This window comes from Streptomyces gilvus (assembly GCF_022513565.1).
GTDB lineage: Bacteria > Actinomycetota > Actinomycetes > Streptomycetales > Streptomycetaceae > Streptomyces > Streptomyces gilvus.
In genome coordinates this window covers 1-18,117 of the sequence record NZ_JAKWBE010000010.1, presented here as the reverse complement: position 1 = coordinate 18,117, position 18,117 = coordinate 1, and the positions used below count along the sequence as shown (strand labels likewise).

Sequence of the window (18,117 nt, the reverse complement as noted above, 5' to 3'; positions counted from 1 at the left end):
GAGGTGACCGCCCTTCGACTCAAGCGGACGCTCGCTTACTGGTTGTACGGACCGTAGTCGTAGTCCTCCAGCGGGACGGCCTGGCCGGAGCCCGTGCCGAACGGCGAGTAGTCGATGTCGTCGTAGCCGACGGCCGAGTACATCGCGGCCTTGGCCTCCTCGGTCGGCTCGACCCGGATGTTGCGGTAGCGGGACAGACCCGTACCGGCCGGGATGAGCTTACCGATGATGACGTTCTCCTTGAGGCCGATGAGCGAGTCGGACTTGGCGTTGATCGCCGCGTCCGTGAGGACTCGCGTCGTCTCCTGGAAGGACGCCGCCGACAGCCAGGACTCCGTGGCCAGCGAGGCCTTGGTGATACCCATGAGCTGCGGACGACCGGAGGCCGGGTGACCGCCCTCCTGGACCACACGCCGGTTCTCGTGCTCGAACTTCGAGCGCTCGACCAGCTCACCGGGCAGCAGCTCGGCGTCGCCGGACTCGATGATCGTCACACGGCGCAGCATCTGCCGGATGATGATCTCGATGTGCTTGTCGTGGATCGACACACCCTGCGAGTTGTAGACCTTCTGGACCTCGCCGACCAGGTGGACCTGGACGGCACGCTGGCCCAGGATGCGCAGCACGTCGTGCGGGTTGGTGGCACCCACGGTGAGCTTCTGGCCCACCTCGACGTGCTCGCCCTCGCTGACCAGGAGCCGGGCGCGCTTCGAGATCGGGTACGCCGTCTCGTCGCTGCCGTCGTCCGGGGTGATGACGATCTTCTTGGTCTTCTCCGTCTCTTCGATGCGAACGCGGCCGCTCGCCTCGGAGATGGGAGCCACACCCTTCGGGGTACGGGCCTCGAAGAGCTCGACGACACGCGGCAGACCCTGGGTGATGTCGTCACCGGCCACACCACCGGTGTGGAAGGTACGCATCGTCAGCTGGGTACCGGGCTCACCGATGGACTGGGCGGCGATGATGCCGACCGCCTCACCGATGTCGACCAGCTTGCCGGTGGCCAGCGAACGGCCGTAGCACATCGCGCAGGTGCCGACGGCGGACTCGCAGGTCAGGACCGAGCGGGTCTTGACCTCGGAGACACCGTGCTTGACCAGCTCGTCGATGAGGACGTCGCCCAGGTCGGTGTTGGCCGGGGCCAGCACCTTGCCGTCGACGGTGATGTCCTCGGCCAGCGCACGTGCGTACACGCTGGTCTCGACGTTGTCCGCCTTGCGCAGCACGCCGTCCGCGCCGACCTCCGCGATGTGGAGCTTGAGACCGCGCTCGGTGCCGCAGTCCTCCTCGCGGATGATGACGTCCTGGGAGACGTCGACCAGACGACGGGTCAGGTAACCCGAGTCGGCCGTACGCAGAGCGGTGTCCGCCAGACCCTTACGGGCACCGTGCGTGGAGATGAAGTACTCCAGCACGGACAGACCCTCACGGAAGGACGCCTTGATCGGACGCGGGATCGTCTCGTTCTTCGCGTTCGACACCAGACCACGCATACCGGCGATCTGACGCATCTGCATCATGTTGCCTCGTGCACCCGAGTTCACCATCATGAAGATCGGGTTGGTCTTCGGGAAGTTGTCGTTCATCGCCTCGGCGACCTCGTTGGTCGCCTTGGTCCAGATCGCGATGAGTTCCTGCGTGCGCTCGTCCTTGGTGATCAGACCGCGCTCGTACTGCTTCTGGACCTTCTCGTCCTGCGCCTCGTAGCCCTTGACGATCTCCTTCTTCGCCTCGGGAACGACGACGTCGGAGATGGCGACGGTGACACCGGAACGGGTCGCCCAGTAGAAGCCGGCCGCCTTCAGGTTGTCGAGCGTCGCCGCCACGATGACCTTGGGGTAGCGCTCGGCGAGGTCGTTGACGATCTCGGAGAGCTGCTTCTTGCCGACCTCGTAGTCGACGAACGGGTAGTCCTCGGGCAGCAGCTCGTTGAAGAGCGCACGGCCGAGCGTGGTCTTCAGACGGAAGCTGTCACCCTGCTGCCACTCCGGCTCGCCCTCCTCCTGCGCCGGCGGGGTCCACCCGCGGGGCGGGATGGTGCCGACGGGGAAGCGGATGTCGACCTTCGACTGCAGCGAGAGCTCGCCCGCGTCGAACGCCATGATCGCCTCGGCCGCGGAGCCGAAGGAACGGCCCTCGCCCTTGACGTTGCGCATCTCGCCGTCGGTGGTGAGGAAGAACAGACCGAGGACCATGTCCTGGGTCGGCATCGTCACCGGACGGCCGTCGGCGGGCTTGAGGATGTTGTTCGAGGACAGCATCAGGATGCGGGCCTCGGCCTGCGCCTCCGCGGACAGCGGCAGGTGTACGGCCATCTGGTCACCGTCGAAGTCCGCGTTGAACGCGGTGCAGACGAGCGGGTGGATCTGGATGGCCTTGCCCTCGACCAGCTGCGGCTCGAAGGCCTGGATGCCGAGGCGGTGCAGGGTGGGGGCACGGTTGAGCAGCACCGGGTGCTCGGCGATGACCTCTTCGAGGACGTCGTACACGACGGTGCGGCCGCGCTCCACCATGCGCTTGGCGGACTTGATGTTCTGCGCGTGGTTCAGGTCGACCAGGCGCTTCATCACGAACGGCTTGAAGAGCTCCAGCGCCATCGCCTTCGGCAGACCGCACTGGTGCAGCTTCAGCTGCGGACCGACGACGATCACGGAACGCGCGGAGTAGTCCACACGCTTGCCGAGCAGGTTCTGACGGAAACGGCCCTGCTTGCCCTTCAGCATGTCGCTGAGGGACTTCAGCGGGCGGTTGCCGGGGCCGGTCACCGGACGGCCGCGACGACCGTTGTCGAAGAGGGCGTCAACGGCCTCCTGAAGCATGCGCTTCTCGTTGTTGACGATGATCTCGGGCGCGCCGAGGTCCAGGAGCCTCTTCAGACGGTTGTTGCGGTTGATCACACGGCGGTACAGGTCGTTCAGGTCGGAGGTCGCGAAGCGGCCACCGTCCAGCTGCACCATCGGGCGGAGGTCCGGCGGGATGACCGGGACGCAGTCGAGGACCATGCCCTTGGGGCTGTTGGAGGTCTGCAGGAACGCGGACACGACCTTCAGCCGCTTCAGGGCGCGGGTCTTCTTCTGGCCCTTGCCGGTACGGATGATCTCGCGGAGGCGCTCGGCCTCCTCGTCGAGGTCGAAGGACTCCAGGCGCTTCTGCAGCGCCGCGGCACCCATCGAGCCGTCGAAGTACGTGCCGAAGCGGTCGCGCAGCTCGCGGTAGAGCAGCTCGTCGCCCTCGAGGTCCTGGACCTTGAGGTTCTTGAACCGGGTCCACACCTCGTCGAGACGGTCGATCTCGCGCTGCGCGCGGTCGCGCAGCTGCTTCATCTCGCGCTCGGCACCCTCGCGCACCTTGCGGCGCACGTCGGCCTTGGCGCCCTCGGCCTCCAGCTCGGCCAGGTCGGTCTCGAGCTTCTTGGCGCGGGCCTCCAGGTCGGCGTCCCGGCGGTTCTCGATCTGCTGCCGCTCGACGGAGACGTGCGCCTCCAGGGAGGGCAGGTCGCGGGTACGGCGCTCCTCGTCGACGTACGTGATCATGTACGCGGCGAAGTAGATGACCTTCTCGAGGTCCTTGGGCGCCAGGTCCAGCAGGTAGCCGAGGCGCGAGGGGACACCCTTGAAGTACCAGATGTGCGTGACGGGGGCGGCCAGCTCGATGTGGCCCATCCGCTCACGGCGCACCTTGGCGCGAGTGACCTCGACGCCGCAGCGCTCACAGATGATGCCCTTGAAGCGGACGCGCTTGTACTTGCCGCAGTAGCACTCCCAGTCCCGGGTCGGACCGAAGATCTTCTCGCAGAAGAGTCCGTCCTTTTCGGGCTTGAGGGTGCGGTAGTTGATGGTCTCGGGCTTCTTGACCTCGCCGTGGCTCCACTGACGGATGTCGTCCGCGGTGGCCAGGCCGATCCGGAGCTCGTCGAAGAAGTTGACGTCGAGCACTATGCGTCAATCCCTCTCAGGGTTGTGAGTCTTTGGTCTGAAACGGGGGCCTGGGGGTCGGCGGGCCCTGGTCGGTCAGGGCCCGCCGGACTCCCGTCAGACCTCTTCGACGCTGCTCGGCTCGCGCCGGGACAGGTCGATGCCGAGCTCCTCCGCAGCGCGGAAGACGTCCTCGTCGGTGTCACGCATCTCGATGGACATACCGTCGCTGGACAGCACCTCCACGTTCAGGCAGAGCGACTGCATCTCCTTGATGAGCACCTTGAAGGACTCGGGGATGCCGGGCTCGGGGATGTTCTCCCCCTTGACGATGGCCTCGTAGACCTTCACGCGGCCGGTGACGTCGTCGGACTTGATGGTCAGCAGCTCCTGGAGGGCGTACGCGGCGCCGTATGCCTCCAGCGCCCACACCTCCATCTCGCCGAACCGCTGGCCACCGAACTGCGCCTTACCACCCAGCGGCTGCTGGGTGATCATCGAGTACGGACCGGTGGAACGGGCGTGCAGCTTGTCGTCGACCAGGTGGTGCAGCTTCAGGATGTACATGTAGCCGACCGAGATCGGGTCCGGGAACGGCTCACCGCTACGGCCGTCGAACAGCCGCGCCTTACCGGTCGGGAGCACCATGCGCTCGCCGTCCCGGTTCGGGATGGTGTGCTGCAGCAGACCCGCGAGCTCGTCCTCGCGCGCACCGTCGAAGACGGGGGTCGCGACGTTCGTGCCCGGGTCGACCTGGTCGGCGCCGATCGCCTGGAGGCGCTGCGCCCACTCCTCCGCGAGGCCGGAGACGTCCCAGCCGCGGCTGGCGAGCCAGCCGAGGTGGATCTCCAGGACCTGTCCCGGGTTCATTCGGGACGGGACACCCAGCGGGTTGAGGATGATGTCGACCGGGGTGCCGTCCTCCAGGAACGGCATGTCCTCGATCGGCAGGATCTTGGAGATGACGCCCTTGTTGCCGTGCCGGCCGGCGAGCTTGTCACCGTCGGTGATCTTGCGCTTCTGCGCGACGTAGACGCGCACCAGCTGGTTCACACCGGGGGGAAGCTCGTCGCCCTCCTCGCGGTCGAAGACGCGCACGCCGATGACCTTGCCGGTCTCGCCGTGCGGCACCTTCAGCGAGGTGTCACGGACCTCACGGGCCTTCTCGCCGAAGATCGCGCGCAGCAGGCGCTCCTCCGGCGTCAGCTCGGTCTCACCCTTCGGGGTGACCTTGCCGACGAGGATGTCACCGGCGATGACCTCGGCGCCGATGCGGATGATGCCGCGCTCGTCGAGGTCGGCGAGGACCTCCTCGGAGACGTTCGGGATGTCCCGGGTGATCTCCTCGGGGCCGAGCTTGGTGTCACGGGCGTCGACCTCGTGCTCCTCGATGTGGATCGAGGAGAGGACGTCGTCCTGCACGAGGCGCTGCGACAGGATGATCGCGTCCTCGTAGTTGTGACCCTCCCACGGCATGAACGCGACCAGCAGGTTCTTGCCGAGCGCCATCTCGCCGTTCTGGGTGGCCGGACCGTCGGCCAGGACCTGGCCCTCGATGATCCGGTCGCCCTCGTTGACGATGACCTTCTGGTTGACCGAGGTGCCCTGGTTGGAGCGGGCGAACTTGGCCAGCCGGTAGGTGATGTACGTGCCGTCGTCGTTGGCGGTGGTGATGTAGTCCGCGGAGACCTCCTGGACCACACCGGCCTTCTCGGCCTTGACCACGTCGCCGGCGTCGACCGCGGAGCGGTACTCCATGCCGGTGCCGACGAGCGGGGACTCGCTCTTGATCAGCGGCACGGCCTGACGCATCATGTTCGCGCCCATGAGGGCACGGTTGGCGTCGTCGTGCTCGAGGAACGGGATCATGGCGGTCGCGACCGACACCATCTGGCGCGGCGAGACGTCCATGTAGTGCACGTCGTCACCGGCGACGTAGTCGACCTCGCCGCCACGGCGGCGGACGAGCACCCGGGCCTCGGCGAACCGCATGTCGTCGTTGAGCGTGGCGTTGGCCTGCGCGATGACGAAGCGGTCCTCCTCGTCGGCGGTCAGGTAGTCCACCTCGTCGGTGACCTGGCCGTCGACGACCTTGCGGTACGGGGTCTCGACGAAACCGAACGCGTTGACCCGGCCGTAGGAGGCGAGCGAGCCGATCAGACCGATGTTCGGGCCTTCGGGGGTCTCGATCGGGCACATGCGGCCGTAGTGCGAGGGGTGCACGTCACGGACCTCGAAGCCGGCCCGCTCACGGGAGAGACCACCCGGACCAAGGGCCGACAGACGGCGCTTGTGGGTGAGACCCGACAGCGGGTTGTTCTGGTCCATGAACTGCGACAGCTGGCTGGTGCCGAAGAACTCCTTGATGGAGGCGACGACCGGCCGGATGTTGATCAGGGTCTGCGGCGTGATCGCCTCGACGTCCTGGGTCGTCATGCGCTCGCGCACGACGCGCTCCATACGAGCCAGACCCGTGCGGACCTGGTTCTGGATGAGCTCGCCGACGCTGCGCAGACGACGGTTGCCGAAGTGGTCGATGTCGTCGGTCTCGACGACGATCGTGTCGCCGTTGTCCCCGGCGGTCTCGGTCTCGCCGGCGTGCAGCTTCACCAGGTACTTGATCGTCGAGATGATGTCCTCGACGGTCAGGATGCCCGCGTCCAGCGGGGCGTCCGCACCCAGCTTCTTGTTGACCTTGTAGCGGCCGACCTTGGCGAGGTCGTAGCGCTTGGGGTTGAAGTACAGGTTCTCCAGCAGCGTCTGCGCGGCCTCACGCGTGGGCGGCTCGCCCGGACGCAGCTTGCGGTAGATGTCGAGCAGCGCGTCGTCCTGGCCCTGGGTGTGGTCCTTCTCCAGGGTGGCGCGCATCGACTCGTACTCGCCGAACTCCTCCAGGATCTGCTCGGTCGTCCAGCCGAGAGCCTTCAGGAGAACGGTGACGGACTGCTTGCGCTTGCGGTCGATACGGACACCGACCATGTCACGCTTGTCGATCTCCATCTCCAGCCAGGCACCCCGGGAGGGGATGATCTTGGCGGAGAAGATGTCCTTGTCGGACGTCTTGTCGATGGTGGAGTCGAAGTAGACACCGGGCGAGCGGACCAGCTGCGACACCACGACACGCTCGGTGCCGTTGATGACGAAGGTGCCCTTGTTGGTCATGAGCGGGAAGTCGCCCATGAAGACCGTCTGGGACTTGATCTCGCCGGTCTCGTTGTTGGTGAACTCGGCCGTGACGAAGAGCGGGGCCGCGTACGTGAAGTCGCGCTCCTTGCACTCGTCGATGCTGTTCTTCGGCGGCTCGAAACGGTGGTCGCGGAACGTCAGCGACATCGACCCGGAGAAGTCCTCGATCGGGGAGATCTCCTCGAAGATCTCCTCCAGACCGGACTTGGTGGGGACGTCCTGACCGGACTCCAGAGCCTCCTCGACCCGACTCTGCCAAGCGGTGTTGCCGAGCAGCCAGTCAAAGCTCTCGGTCTGCAGCGCGAGCAGGTTGGGAACCTCGAGAGGCTCCTTGATCTTTGCAAAAGAGATGCGCAGCGGGGCGGTGCTGGCGCCGTTGTTCGTATTCGCGGTCGAGGCAGTGCGCGAGGCGGCCAAGAGGGGGTCCTTCCGAGGGCTCGGACTCACTACGCGCTCCCCGGCCCCTTGCCACCGCATCACGGCAGGCTCTTCCCGATCTGGCAAAAGGCCAGGTCAGGGATGATCCGGTCGGCAATGCTGAGGCGAGGGCAGACCCCTGGTGACGGGCAGGGGACAGCTAACAGGCAGCGCAAAGGGTCAGTGTAGCCACTTGGCGCACTGATGTCCAGCCCCGCTTTTCTGAGACCCTCGTTGTCCTCAACGCCCTCGGCATGCCTGCCCTCAACGCACGTTGATACTGCCCTCTTCGTCGCCGATCCATGCCTCGGATTCGGACCGTTCTGGCGACGCGTCCTGAGAATTGCGCGCTGCGTGCGGTTCGTCAAGGCCCCCTTGCCCGAACCGGAGTTCCGGGAGACACGACGAAGATCACCATACCCCTCGCATACGAGCCCGCAAGGTGACCGTGGCCGCGCCCCCAGGAACGCCGAGGAGCGACCACCCGGATGGATGATCGCTCCTCGACGCTTGAGCGTTACAGCCCTCTGTCACGACGGCTGCGGCGCACGTGGATCCTGGCGGACCCGAGAGGTCTTACTTGACCTCGACGGAGGCACCGGCGCCCTCGAGGGACTCCTTGGCCTTGTCGGCGGCCTCCTTGTTGACCTTCTCCAGAACCGGCTTCGGCGCACCGTCGACCAGGTCCTTGGCCTCCTTCAGGCCGAGGGAGGTCAGCTCACGCACGACCTTGATGACCTGGATCTTCTTGTCGCCGGCGCCGGTGAGGATGACGTCGAACTCGTCCTTCTCCTCAGCGGCCTCGACCGGGGCGGCCGGACCGGCGGGGCCGGCGACGACGGCCGCGGCGGCGGCGGTGACGTCGAACTTCTCCTCGAACGCCTTCACGAACTCGGAGAGCTGGATGAGGGTCATGCCCTCGAACTCGGCGAGCAGTTCGTCCTGGGTGAGAGCCACGATGGCTTTCCTTCCACTAATTTCGGCTGGTGCCGGATGTACATGTAAGGCGGGCGTACGTTCGGCCCGCTACGACCACTGCCTGCGGCGGCTGCCTCAGACGGCGGTCATGATGCGAGCCGAGTTACTCGGCACCGCCCTGCTCGTCCTGCTTGGCGCGCAGCGCGTCCACGGTCCGGACGAGCTTCGTCGGAAGCGCCTGGAAGAGCTGTGCAGCCTGCGTCTGCTTGCCCTTCATGGCGCCCGCCAGCTTGGCGAGCAGAACCTCGCGGGACTCGAGGTCCGCAAGCTTCTTGATCTCGTCGGCGGACAGAGCCTTGCCGTCAAGGACACCGCCCTTGATGACGAGGTTCGGGTTGTCCTTGGCGAAGTCACGAAGACCCTTCGCCGACTCCACCGGGTCACCGGTGACGAAGGCGACCGCCGTCGGACCGTTGAACAGGTCGTCGAGCGTCGTGATCCCGGCCTCGTTGGCCGCAATCTTGGTCAGCGTGTTCTTCACCACGGCGTACTGGGCGTTCTCACCGAGCGAGCGGCGCAGCGTCTTGAGCTGCGCCACGGTGAGACCCCGGTACTCGGTCAGCACGGCGGCGCTCGAGCTGCGGAACTGCTCCGTCAGCTCGGCTACCGCGGCAGCCTTGTCGGGCCTTGCCATAGAGCGTCGGCCTCCTTCCGGGTGATGACGACCGCTCGGAAGGGGCTGGGGAAAACGAAACGCCCCGGCGCAGGCGCACGGGGCGTAGCTCGACCGGGCGACCCCAGGTCAGGGGCGGTCCGGGAGCACTTCCACAGTCACCTGCGCGGGTCGTCCGCGGTTCAGCGGATCCTTCGGCCACCGGGCCCTCTTCCGAGCGCACGGCAACGACCAGCGGTCTTTGGCTTCTGTAGGAGAGTACGGGACCGGATCGCCGCGAGGCAAATCCGGTCGTACGGCTCAGCCCTGGACGCCCTTCATCATCTCGGCGAGGTCGGCGACGTCCTTGGCGGGCGGGGCGGTGACGGCGACCGGCTTGTTGTAGTCGACGAAGGTGATCGTCATGTCGAGCGGGCCCTTGTCGGCCTGGCCCTTCATCCGGAACTGCTTGGTGCGGTCCTGGCCGTCGATCCACATGTCCATCGTCATCGTGTCGACGCCGAGCTTCTCGTACTGCTGGAGGCTCTTCTCACGCTGCTCGCGGACGTCCTTGCTCTCCTTCTTCAGGGAGGCCTTGAGCTCGTCGAGGGTGAGGGTGCCCCGGTAGTGGGTCGTCTTCACACCGTCGACGGTCTCTGTGCCGATCTTCTTCAGGTCCTTGGCGCCGGTGAGGAAGCCGGACTCGGCCGCCGGGTTCTGCTCGGCCTGGCCGGCGCCCGGCGCACCCGCGCCGAGCCCCTTGTCGCCGAGGGCGGACAGGTCGAACTTGAGCCAGGTCTTGCCGTCCATCTCCTTGGACATCTCGGGATTGCCGCCGATGTACATGGCCTTGTCGACGAGCCGGATCTCCGCGGCGCCCTCGGCGCCCTGGGAGGGCACGTTCATCTTCATGCTCATCGCGACGGTGGGCTTGAGCCGCATGGAGGCCTCGGCCGTCATCTGCCCCTGCTCGGGGTACGTGCCCTTCATGCGGTAGTGCAGGGACGTGATGTTCTGCGTCTTCTTCGCGGCCTTGGCCACGGCCGCGACAGGCGACATCTCCGGCGACTGGTCGCCCTTCCCGCAGGCCACCGCTCCCCCGGCGAGCAGCAGGGCGGCGAGTCCGGCCGCCGTCGCCCGGCGGCGCACAGAACCACGTACAGCAGACCTCATCGATTCCCCCCAAAGGAACACGGAACACATGGAACACATGGTCGATACACAGGTGTGCTGTGAGCCTATCCCCAAGGGAGTGCAAAGTGCTGCCGAATAACCTCACGCGTCAGGAGTGAGCCCCTGTTTCTTCAGCAACTGCCGGAAGTCCTCGGTGTCCCCCGCAGGAGGCCGGGCCGCCGAGACCCGCACGCCGTAGTCGCTGTAGTACGCGGTCTGTGTGTAGGCGCCGCTCGCCGTCCGGCCCCGCTCGACCTTCTTGACCAGCAGGTCCCGGTCGTTTACCCAGATGTCGACGCTCTCCCTGTCGACGCCGGCCTCGGTGAGCTGCTTCCTCAGCTCCCCGGCCGCGAGGTCGGCGAGCCGCACGGTGCCGGCGTAGTGCGTGGTGTTCTCGCCGCGCACCTTCTCCGCGCCGACCTCGCGCACATCGCCGGAGGCCAGCAGCAGCTTCACGGACTGGTTGGGCGTGGTGGACCGCATCTGGTTCTTCAGCTCGGCGCCGGAGCCGCCGCCGAGGTCGGCGAGATCGTCGTAGCCGTACCGGATCCAGTGCCTGCCGCCGGCCTGCCGGGCGAACTGCTCGCCCATGCGCGCGTAGTAGGCGTCCGGCAGATAGCGGGCCTCCATGGACGTCGTGCCGAGACGGCGCATGAGGTCGGCGGTCGTGCCGCTGGTGTAGGTGATGGTGACCGTGCCGGTCGTGCCGTCGCTCCAGGCGAGGACGCCGTCCGCCGTCATGGACAGCTCGGAGCCCATGGTCGTGCTGGAGCGGACCCGGGCCGACTCGGCCCGGTCGGTGGAGCGTTCGGCGCTGCGCAGGGCGGCGGTGACGGCGGCGGGGACCGCGGCCTTCCGGGACGGCTCGTCCTGCCCCGAACCCCCGGAGGACGTGCACGCGGCCGTCGCGGAGAGCGCGAGCACCGCCGCGGCCGTCAGGGCCGCGCGGCGCACGGTCGTGCTCTTCATACGGCCCACCCCTGTGCGATCGCCCTGCTCGCACGCTAACTCAGGGCACGCGCGCGTGTACCGCAAAAGGGAACGGGCCCCGCACCTGGGCAGGTGCGGGGCCCGTCGTCCGACTGGGGTGAGCCTCAGGCTCAGACCGCGGCCGGGTCCTCCTCGACGAGGAGGTTGCGGGTGCGGTTCGGGTCGACCGGGATGCCGGGGCCCATGGTGGTGGAGACCGCGGCCTTCTTGATGTAACGACCCTTGGCGGCGGACGGCTTCAGACGGAGGATCTCCTCCAGCGCGGCGCCGTAGTTCTCCACCAGCTTGTCGTCCTCGAAGGACGTCTTGCCGATGATGAAGTGCAGGTTCGAGTGCTTGTCGACGCGGAACTCGATCTTGCCGCCCTTGATGTCGTTGACGGCCTTCGTCACGTCCGGGGTCACGGTGCCGGTCTTGGGGTTCGGCATGAGACCACGGGGACCGAGCACACGGCCGAGGCGGCCGACCTTGCCCATGAGGTCCGGGGTGGCGACGACGGCGTCGAAGTCCAGGCGGCCCTTCGAGACCTCGTCGATCAGCTCGTCGGCGCCGACGATGTCGGCGCCCGCGGCACGCGCGGCCTCGGCACGGTCACCGGTCGCGAAGACCAGGACCCGGGCGGTCTTACCGGTGCCGTGCGGGAGGTTCACGGTGCCACGGACCATCTGGTCGGCCTTGCGCGGGTCGACACCCAGGCGGAAGGCGACCTCGACGGTGCCGTCGAACTTGGTCGTGGAGGTCTCCTTGGCGAGACGGACGGCCTCGAGCGGGGCGTAGAGCTTCTCCCGGTCGATCTTGGCGTCCGCAGCGCGGAGAGACTTGCTGCGCTTGCTCACTACTGCTCCTGTGTGTTCTTGAGGAGTCGTGGTGCGGGCCGAGCAGGCCCTTCCACTACTGCTGGGGGATTGGGGCTCAGCCCTCGACCGTGATGCCCATGGAACGGGCGGTGCCGGCGATGATCTTCGACGCGGCGTCCAGGTCGTTGGCGTTGAGGTCGGGGAGCTTGGTCTGGGCGATCTCGCGGACCTGCGCCTCGGTGATCTTGGCGACCTTGGTCTTGTGCGGCTCGCCGGAGCCCTTCTCGACACCCGCGGCCTTGAGGATCATCTTCGCGGCCGGCGGCGTCTTGGTGATGAAGGTGAAGGAACGGTCCTCGTAGACCGTGATCTCCACCGGGATCACCCAGCCACGCTGCGACTCGGTCGCGGCGTTGTACGCCTTGCAGAACTCCATGATGTTGACGCCGTGCTGACCGAGCGCGGGGCCGACCGGCGGGGCGGGGTTCGCCGCACCGGCGTTGATCTGGAGCTTGATGAGCCCCGTGACCTTCTTCTTCTTGGGAGGCATTGCTCTCCGGGTCCTTTCGGTTCGGGTCCTGCCTGCCTACGGGGGGCACCCGAACGCAGGCATACCGCACAACGATAACGGGTATAGATGCGCGGCCAAAAACCGAGCAGGTCAGGCGATCGCCGGAACGGTCGCCTGACCTGCTCGGAAGCTCTGTGCGGTGGCGGCTAGTTCTTCTGGATCTGGTCGAAGGACAGCTCGACCGGCGTCTCGCGGCCGAAGATCTCGACGAGACCCTTGACCTTCTTCGAGTCCGGGTTGATCTCGTTGATGGTCGCCTGCAGCGTGGCGAACGGGCCGTCGGTGACGGTGACCGAGTCGCCCACCTCGAAGTCCAGCACCTGGACCTCGACCTTGCGCTGCGGAGCCGGCTTGCCCTCGGCCTCGGCGGCCTCGCGGGCGGCCTTCTCCTCGGCCTCCGGGGCGAGCATCTTGACGATCTCGTCCAGCGTCAGGGGGTACGGGTCGTAGGCGTTGCCGACGAAGCCGGTGACACCGGGGGTGTTGCGGACGACGCCCCAGGACTCGTTCGTCAGGTCCATGCGGACCAGGACGTAACCCGGCAGCTTGTTCTGCTTGATCGTCTTGCGGTCGCCGTTCTTGATCTGGACGACCTCTTCCTGCGGCACCTCGGCCTGGAAGATGTAGTCCTCGACGTTCAGCGAGACGGCGCGCTGCTCCAGGTTGGTCTTCACGCGGTTCTCGTAGCCGGCGTAGGTGTGGATGACGTACCACTCGCCGGGCAGCGTGCGCAGCTCCTCGCGGAGGGCCTCGACGGGGTCGACCGGCTCGGTCTCCTCCTCGACGGCGGCTTCCTCCGCTTCCTCGGCGTCCTCGCCGGCCGCGGAGTCCGTGTCCTCGTCGGCGTCCTCGTCCACGACGTGGACGGCGTCCTCCTCGGCGGCCTCCCCCAGCTCGGCCTCGGCAGCCTCGAACTCGTCCTGCTCGTCCGCGCCCTCGACGATGTCGAGCTCGTCGTCGACAGACTCGTCGGGCTCGATGGCGTCGTTCAGGTTCTGCTCAGACACGGTGGCTGCTTCTTCCTGGATACATAGGGGTGGAACACGCGAAAGGGGCGCCGGTAACCACGGCGCCCTTCGCAGTCGGCTCAGCCGAAGACGTACTTGGCGGCGTGGCTGAGTCCATAGTCAATCACGGTCACCAGGGCGATCATGATGGCGACGAAGAAGATCACCACGGTGGTGTACGACGTCAGCTGGTTACGCGTCGGCCAGACGACCTTGCGAAGCTCGGCGACGACCTGCCGGTAGAAAAGGGCAAGCCTCTTGAGCGGACCCTTCTTGGCCCGCTTGCCACCCTTGCGGGCCTTCTTCGTCTCCTGTGCCTCGTCCTGGGCATCAGGCGTGTCGATGGAGCCCACGGCGTCCGCCATTCGTCCTCACCTGTTCCCGGGTCGTGGCCGTGCCGCGCCCGGTCTGAGCCGCACGGCGGTGCGTTGCTGTACGTACGTGCGCACACCTGGTGGAGGTGTGTGTAGCAGGGCCGGAGGGACTTGAACCCCCAACCGCCGGTTTTGGAGACCGGTGCTCTACCAATTGAGCTACGACCCTTTGTGTGTCCCCCAACCTACCGCATCCGACCGAGTGCTCGGTGTGCACCGCTTGCGGCGCGGCTGCTGATGGCCAACGAGGTGAGAGTGTACGTGGTCCGGAGCGCCCCGTCGAACAGAAAGTGCCCGTGGGGGCGTTGACGGCGGAAGATCGCCGTGGAACCCCGGAAGATCACCCAGGCCACCGCGTGATTCCGGACGGGCGCACCTCATGATTCCGGACGGGTGTTCAGTGGCCGACCCCTACATGTTCAGTCTGTGAAACCCACGTGCCCGCCATGTTTCCGGTCTGGAACGATGGGCCCCATGAGCGCTGCAACCCCTCCCACCGAGCGCCGGGTCTCCGCCCGAGTCGGCGCGATCTCCGAGTCCGCCACCCTCGCCGTGGACGCCAAGGCCAAGGCCCTCAAGGCCGCCGGGCGTCCGGTGATCGGCTTCGGCGCCGGTGAGCCCGACTTCCCGACCCCGGACTACATCGTCGACGCGGCCGTCGAGGCCTGCAAGAACCCCAAGTACCACCGGTACACGCCGGCCGGCGGTCTGCCCGAGCTGAAGGCCGCGATCGCCGCCAAGACGCTGCGCGACTCCGGCTGGGAGCCCGACGTCTCGCAGATCCTGGTCACCAACGGCGGCAAGCAGGCCATCTACGAGGCCTTCGCCGCGATCCTCGACCCGGGCGACGAGGTCATCGTCCCCGCGCCGTACTGGACGACGTACCCCGAGTCGATCCGGCTGGCCGGCGGCGTCCCGGTGGAGGTCGTCGCCGACGAGACGACCGGCTACCGGGTCTCCGTCGAGCAGCTGAAGGCGGCCCGCACGGAGAAGACCAAGGTCGTCCTCTTCGTCTCCCCCTCCAACCCGACCGGCGCGGTCTACACCGAGGCCGAGACCGAGGCGATCGGCCGCTGGGCCGTCGAGCACGGCCTGTGGGTGCTGACCGACGAGATCTACGAGCACCTGGTGTACGGCGACGCGACCGCCGTCTCCCTGCCGGCGCTGCTGCCCGAGCTGCGCGACAAGTGCGTCGTGGTCAACGGTGTGGCGAAGACGTACGCCATGACCGGCTGGCGCGTGGGCTGGGTCATCGGCCCGAAGGACGTGGTCAAGGCCGCGACCAACCTGCAGTCGCACGCCACGTCGAACGTGTCGAACGTCGCGCAGGTCGCCGCCCTCGCCGCCGTCTCCGGGGACCTGGAGGCCGTGGCGACAATGCGCGAGGCCTTCGACCGGCGCCGCAGGACGATCGTGCGGATGCTCAACGAGATCGACGGCGTGGTGTGCCCCGAGCCGGAGGGCGCCTTCTACGCCTACCCCTCGGTGAAGGCGCTGCTCGGCAAGGAGATCCGCGGCAAGCGGCCGCAGGACACGGTCGAGCTGGCCGCGCTGATCCTGGAGGAGGCCGAGGTCGCGGTCGTCCCGGGTGAGGCGTTCGGCACGCCCGGGTATCTGCGGCTGTCGTACGCGCTGGGTGACGAGGATCTCGTCGAGGGCGTCAGCCGGATCCAGAAGCTGCTGGCGGAGGCGCGGGACTGACCCGTCCGCCGAGAAGCGAGCTCCCTCGGGCGAGGGGGCTCGCTTTTTCGTGCGAGCAAGACCACTAAAGGGGAATCCGCTTCCGGGACGTCGTCGATGTACGGCAGGATCCTGGGATGGAACGTGTACGTGATGTCTCTGAGCTGCCCAAGGCCCATCTGCATCTGCACTTCACCGGGTCGATGCGGCCGGGGACCGTCCTGGAACTGGCCGACAAGTACGGCGTGCGGCTGCCGGAGACGCTGAGCGAGGCACTGACCAGCGGGGAGCCGCCGAAGCTGCGGGCCACGGACGAGCGGGGCTGGTTCCGTTTCCAGCGCCTGTACGACGCCGCGCGGTCGTGTCTCAGAGAGCCCGAGGACATCCAGCGGCTGGTCCGCGAGGCCGCGGAGGAGGACGTCCGGGACGGGGCCGGGTGGCTGGAGATCCAGGTCGATCCGACGTCGTACGCGCCGCGGCTGGGCGGCCTGATCCCGGCGCTCGAGATCATCCTGGACGCGGTGGAGACGACCTCGCGGGAGACGGGGCTCGGCATGCGGGTGCTCGTCGCCGCCAACCGGATGAAACATCCGCTGGACGCGCGGACGCTGGCCCGGCTCGCCGTGCGGTACGCCGAGCAGGGCGTCGTGGGATTCGGGCTGTCGAACGACGAACGGCGGGGCATGGCCCGCGACTTCGACCGTGCCTTCCACATCGCGCGGGAGGGCGGTCTGCTGTCGGCTCCGCACGGGGGTGAGCTGACCGGGCCCGCGTCGGTGCGGGACTGCCTCGACGACCTGGACGCCGACCGGATCGGCCACGGGGTGCGGGCGGCGGAGGATCCGCGGCTGCTGAAGCGGCTGGCGGAGCGGGGGGTGACGTGCGAGGTGTGCCCTGCCTCGAACGTCGCTCTGGGGGTGTACGAGAAGCCTGAAGACGTGCCCCTGAGGACCTTCTTCGAGGCCGGTGTGCCGATGGCGCTGGGCGCCGACGACCCGCTGCTGTTCGGTTCCCGGCTGGCCGCGCAGTACGAGATCGCGCGGCGCCATCACGGCTTCACGGACGAGGAGTTGGCGGAACTGGCGCGGCAGTCGGTACGCGCTTCGGCGGCGCCGGAGGCCGTGAAGGCGCGGCTGCTGACGGGGGTGGACGACTGGCTCAGCGCAAGCTGACGTTCACTGTCACGGGCTCGTTGACCAGCGTGATGCCGAAGGTGTCGTGGACGCCGGCCACGACCTCGCGGGCCAGGCTCAGGAGGTCCTCGGTCGTCGCGTTGCCCCGGTTCGTCAGGGCCAGCGTGTGCTTGGTGGAGATGCGGGCCGGGCCGGTGCCGTAGCCCTTGGTGAAGCCCGCCTTGTCGATCAGCCAGGCCGCGGAGGTCTTGGTGTGGCCCTCTCCCGCCGGGTAGGCGGGCGGTTCGACGCCCTCGCCCAAGTGGGCGCGCACGCGCGCGTGGAACTCGGCGAACTGGTCGCGGGTGAGGATCGGGTTGGTGAAGAAGGAGCCGGCCGACCAGGTGTCGTGGTCCTCGGGGTCCAGGACCATCCCCTTGCCGGCGCGCAGCTTCAGTACGGTGTCGCGGGCGTCCGCCAGGGGGACGCGGTCGCCGGGCTCCACGCCCAGGGCGCGGGCTGTTTCGGCGTACTTGATCGGTGCCGAGAGGCCGTCGGCGTCTTCGAGCTGGAAGCGGACGCGCAGGACGACGTAGCGCTCGGGGTCGGCCTTGAAGCGGCTGTGGCGGTACGAGAAGGCGCACTCCTCGTTGGTGAGGGTCACCGTTTCGGCGGTGCGGCGGTCGTAGGCGATGACCTCCGTGATGGTGGAGGAGACCTCCTGGCCGTAGGCGCCGACGTTCTGGATGGGGGTCGCGCCGGCGGAGCCCGGGATGCCGGCGAGGCACTCGATGCCGGCCAGGCCGGCCTCGACGGTGCGGGCGACTGCGTCGGTCCACACCTCGCCGGCGGCGAGTTCGAGGGTCGTGCCGTGCAGTTCGTAGCCGCTGATGGCGATGCGGAGGGCGGTGCCGTCGAAGCCCTTGTCGGCGATGACGAGATTGGAGCCGCCGCCGATCAGCAGGAGGGGGGTGTGGGTGGCGTCGGCCTCGCGGACCGCTGTGATCACTTCGGCGTCGGTGGTGGCGGTGATCAGGCGCTTGGCCGGGCCGCCGAGGCGGAAGGTGGTGAGCGGGGCGAGGGGGGCGTCGTGTCGTTCCTGCACGGGCTCAAGGGTACGGGGTGGGGGTGCGGGCGATGCCTGCGGCGGCCCGTGCGGGTTCGGTGGGGGCTTGCGTTGCGCATCCGGTGGGTTGGGGGTCGGTGCCGCGGCGGGGGGGGGGGGGGGGGGGGGGGGGGGGGGGGGGGGGGGGGGGGGGTGGGGGGGGGGGGGGGGGGGGTTTGGGGGGGGGGGGGGGGGGGGGGGGGGGGGGGGGGGGTGGGGGG

At 67.9% G+C, this 18,117-nt stretch carries 13 protein-coding genes and 1 tRNA gene; 2 read left to right on the top strand and 12 right to left on the bottom strand.

What is annotated here, in order from left to right:
- Positions 1-35: 35 nt before the first annotated feature.
- The 11 genes from MKW14_RS17220 to MKW14_RS17170 all read right to left on the bottom strand — a co-directional run bounded on the left by MKW14_RS17220 (position 36) and on the right by MKW14_RS17170 (position 14,168).
- Positions 36-3,935 carry a DNA-directed RNA polymerase subunit beta' gene (locus tag MKW14_RS17220; RefSeq protein WP_240863426.1) on the bottom strand — a complete coding sequence of 1,300 codons (3,900 nt, stop codon included), beginning with the start codon at positions 3,933-3,935 and terminating at the stop codon, positions 36-38.
- A gap of 96 nt (positions 3,936-4,031) precedes the next feature.
- Complete coding sequence (rpoB, locus tag MKW14_RS17215) at positions 4,032-7,517, bottom strand: DNA-directed RNA polymerase subunit beta (RefSeq protein ID WP_240863425.1); 3,486 nt, start codon at positions 7,515-7,517, stop codon at positions 4,032-4,034.
- 576 nt (positions 7,518-8,093) lie between these two features.
- Complete coding sequence (gene rplL, locus MKW14_RS17210) at positions 8,094-8,477, bottom strand: 50S ribosomal protein L7/L12 (protein ID WP_240863603.1); 384 nt, start codon at positions 8,475-8,477, stop codon at positions 8,094-8,096.
- Positions 8,478-8,598: 121 nt separating this feature from the next.
- Entirely contained in the window at positions 8,599-9,129 is a 531-nt protein-coding gene (gene rplJ, locus MKW14_RS17205) for a 50S ribosomal protein L10 (RefSeq protein WP_240863424.1), read from the bottom strand.
- A gap of 279 nt (positions 9,130-9,408) precedes the next feature.
- Positions 9,409-10,260 (bottom strand): SCO4651 family lipoprotein, encoded by an 852-nt coding sequence (locus tag MKW14_RS17200; RefSeq protein WP_240863423.1) that lies wholly within the window; start codon positions 10,258-10,260, stop codon positions 9,409-9,411.
- Positions 10,261-10,362: 102 nt separating this feature from the next.
- Positions 10,363-11,229 (bottom strand): SCO4651 family lipoprotein, encoded by an 867-nt coding sequence (locus MKW14_RS17195; protein WP_240863422.1) that lies wholly within the window; start codon positions 11,227-11,229, stop codon positions 10,363-10,365.
- 131 nt (positions 11,230-11,360) lie between these two features.
- Positions 11,361-12,086, bottom strand: a complete 726-nt coding sequence (gene rplA / locus MKW14_RS17190) for a 50S ribosomal protein L1 (protein ID WP_240863421.1) — start codon at positions 12,084-12,086, stop codon at positions 11,361-11,363.
- Positions 12,087-12,162: 76 nt separating this feature from the next.
- Positions 12,163-12,597, bottom strand: coding sequence for a 50S ribosomal protein L11 (gene rplK / locus MKW14_RS17185; protein ID WP_055515278.1), 435 nt, complete (start codon positions 12,595-12,597; stop codon positions 12,163-12,165).
- A gap of 167 nt (positions 12,598-12,764) precedes the next feature.
- Positions 12,765-13,625 (bottom strand): transcription termination/antitermination protein NusG, encoded by an 861-nt coding sequence (gene nusG, locus MKW14_RS17180; RefSeq protein WP_240863420.1) that lies wholly within the window; start codon positions 13,623-13,625, stop codon positions 12,765-12,767.
- 80 nt (positions 13,626-13,705) lie between these two features.
- The gene (gene secE, locus MKW14_RS17175; protein WP_133043307.1) at positions 13,706-13,990 is read right to left on the bottom strand and encodes a preprotein translocase subunit SecE; all 285 of its coding nucleotides are present in this window, start codon (positions 13,988-13,990) and stop codon (positions 13,706-13,708) included.
- 105 nt (positions 13,991-14,095) lie between these two features.
- Positions 14,096-14,168: transfer RNA gene (locus MKW14_RS17170), tRNA-Trp, on the bottom strand.
- Positions 14,169-14,473: 305 nt separating this feature from the next.
- Here MKW14_RS17170 and MKW14_RS17165 point away from each other — a divergent pair.
- Together MKW14_RS17165 and MKW14_RS17160 are read left to right on the top strand one after the other, a co-directional pair.
- Complete coding sequence (locus tag MKW14_RS17165; RefSeq protein ID WP_240863419.1) at positions 14,474-15,700, top strand: pyridoxal phosphate-dependent aminotransferase; 1,227 nt, start codon at positions 14,474-14,476, stop codon at positions 15,698-15,700.
- A gap of 116 nt (positions 15,701-15,816) precedes the next feature.
- On the top strand, positions 15,817-16,851 hold the full coding sequence (locus MKW14_RS17160; RefSeq protein ID WP_240863418.1) for an adenosine deaminase: 1,035 nt from the start codon (positions 15,817-15,819) through the stop codon (positions 16,849-16,851).
- Here MKW14_RS17160 and MKW14_RS17155 read toward each other — a convergent pair.
- Positions 16,838-17,896, bottom strand: coding sequence for a UDP-N-acetylmuramate dehydrogenase (locus MKW14_RS17155; protein WP_240863602.1), 1,059 nt, complete (start codon positions 17,894-17,896; stop codon positions 16,838-16,840). The genes MKW14_RS17160 and MKW14_RS17155 overlap by 14 nt on opposite strands.
- Positions 17,897-18,117 lie beyond the last annotated feature (221 nt).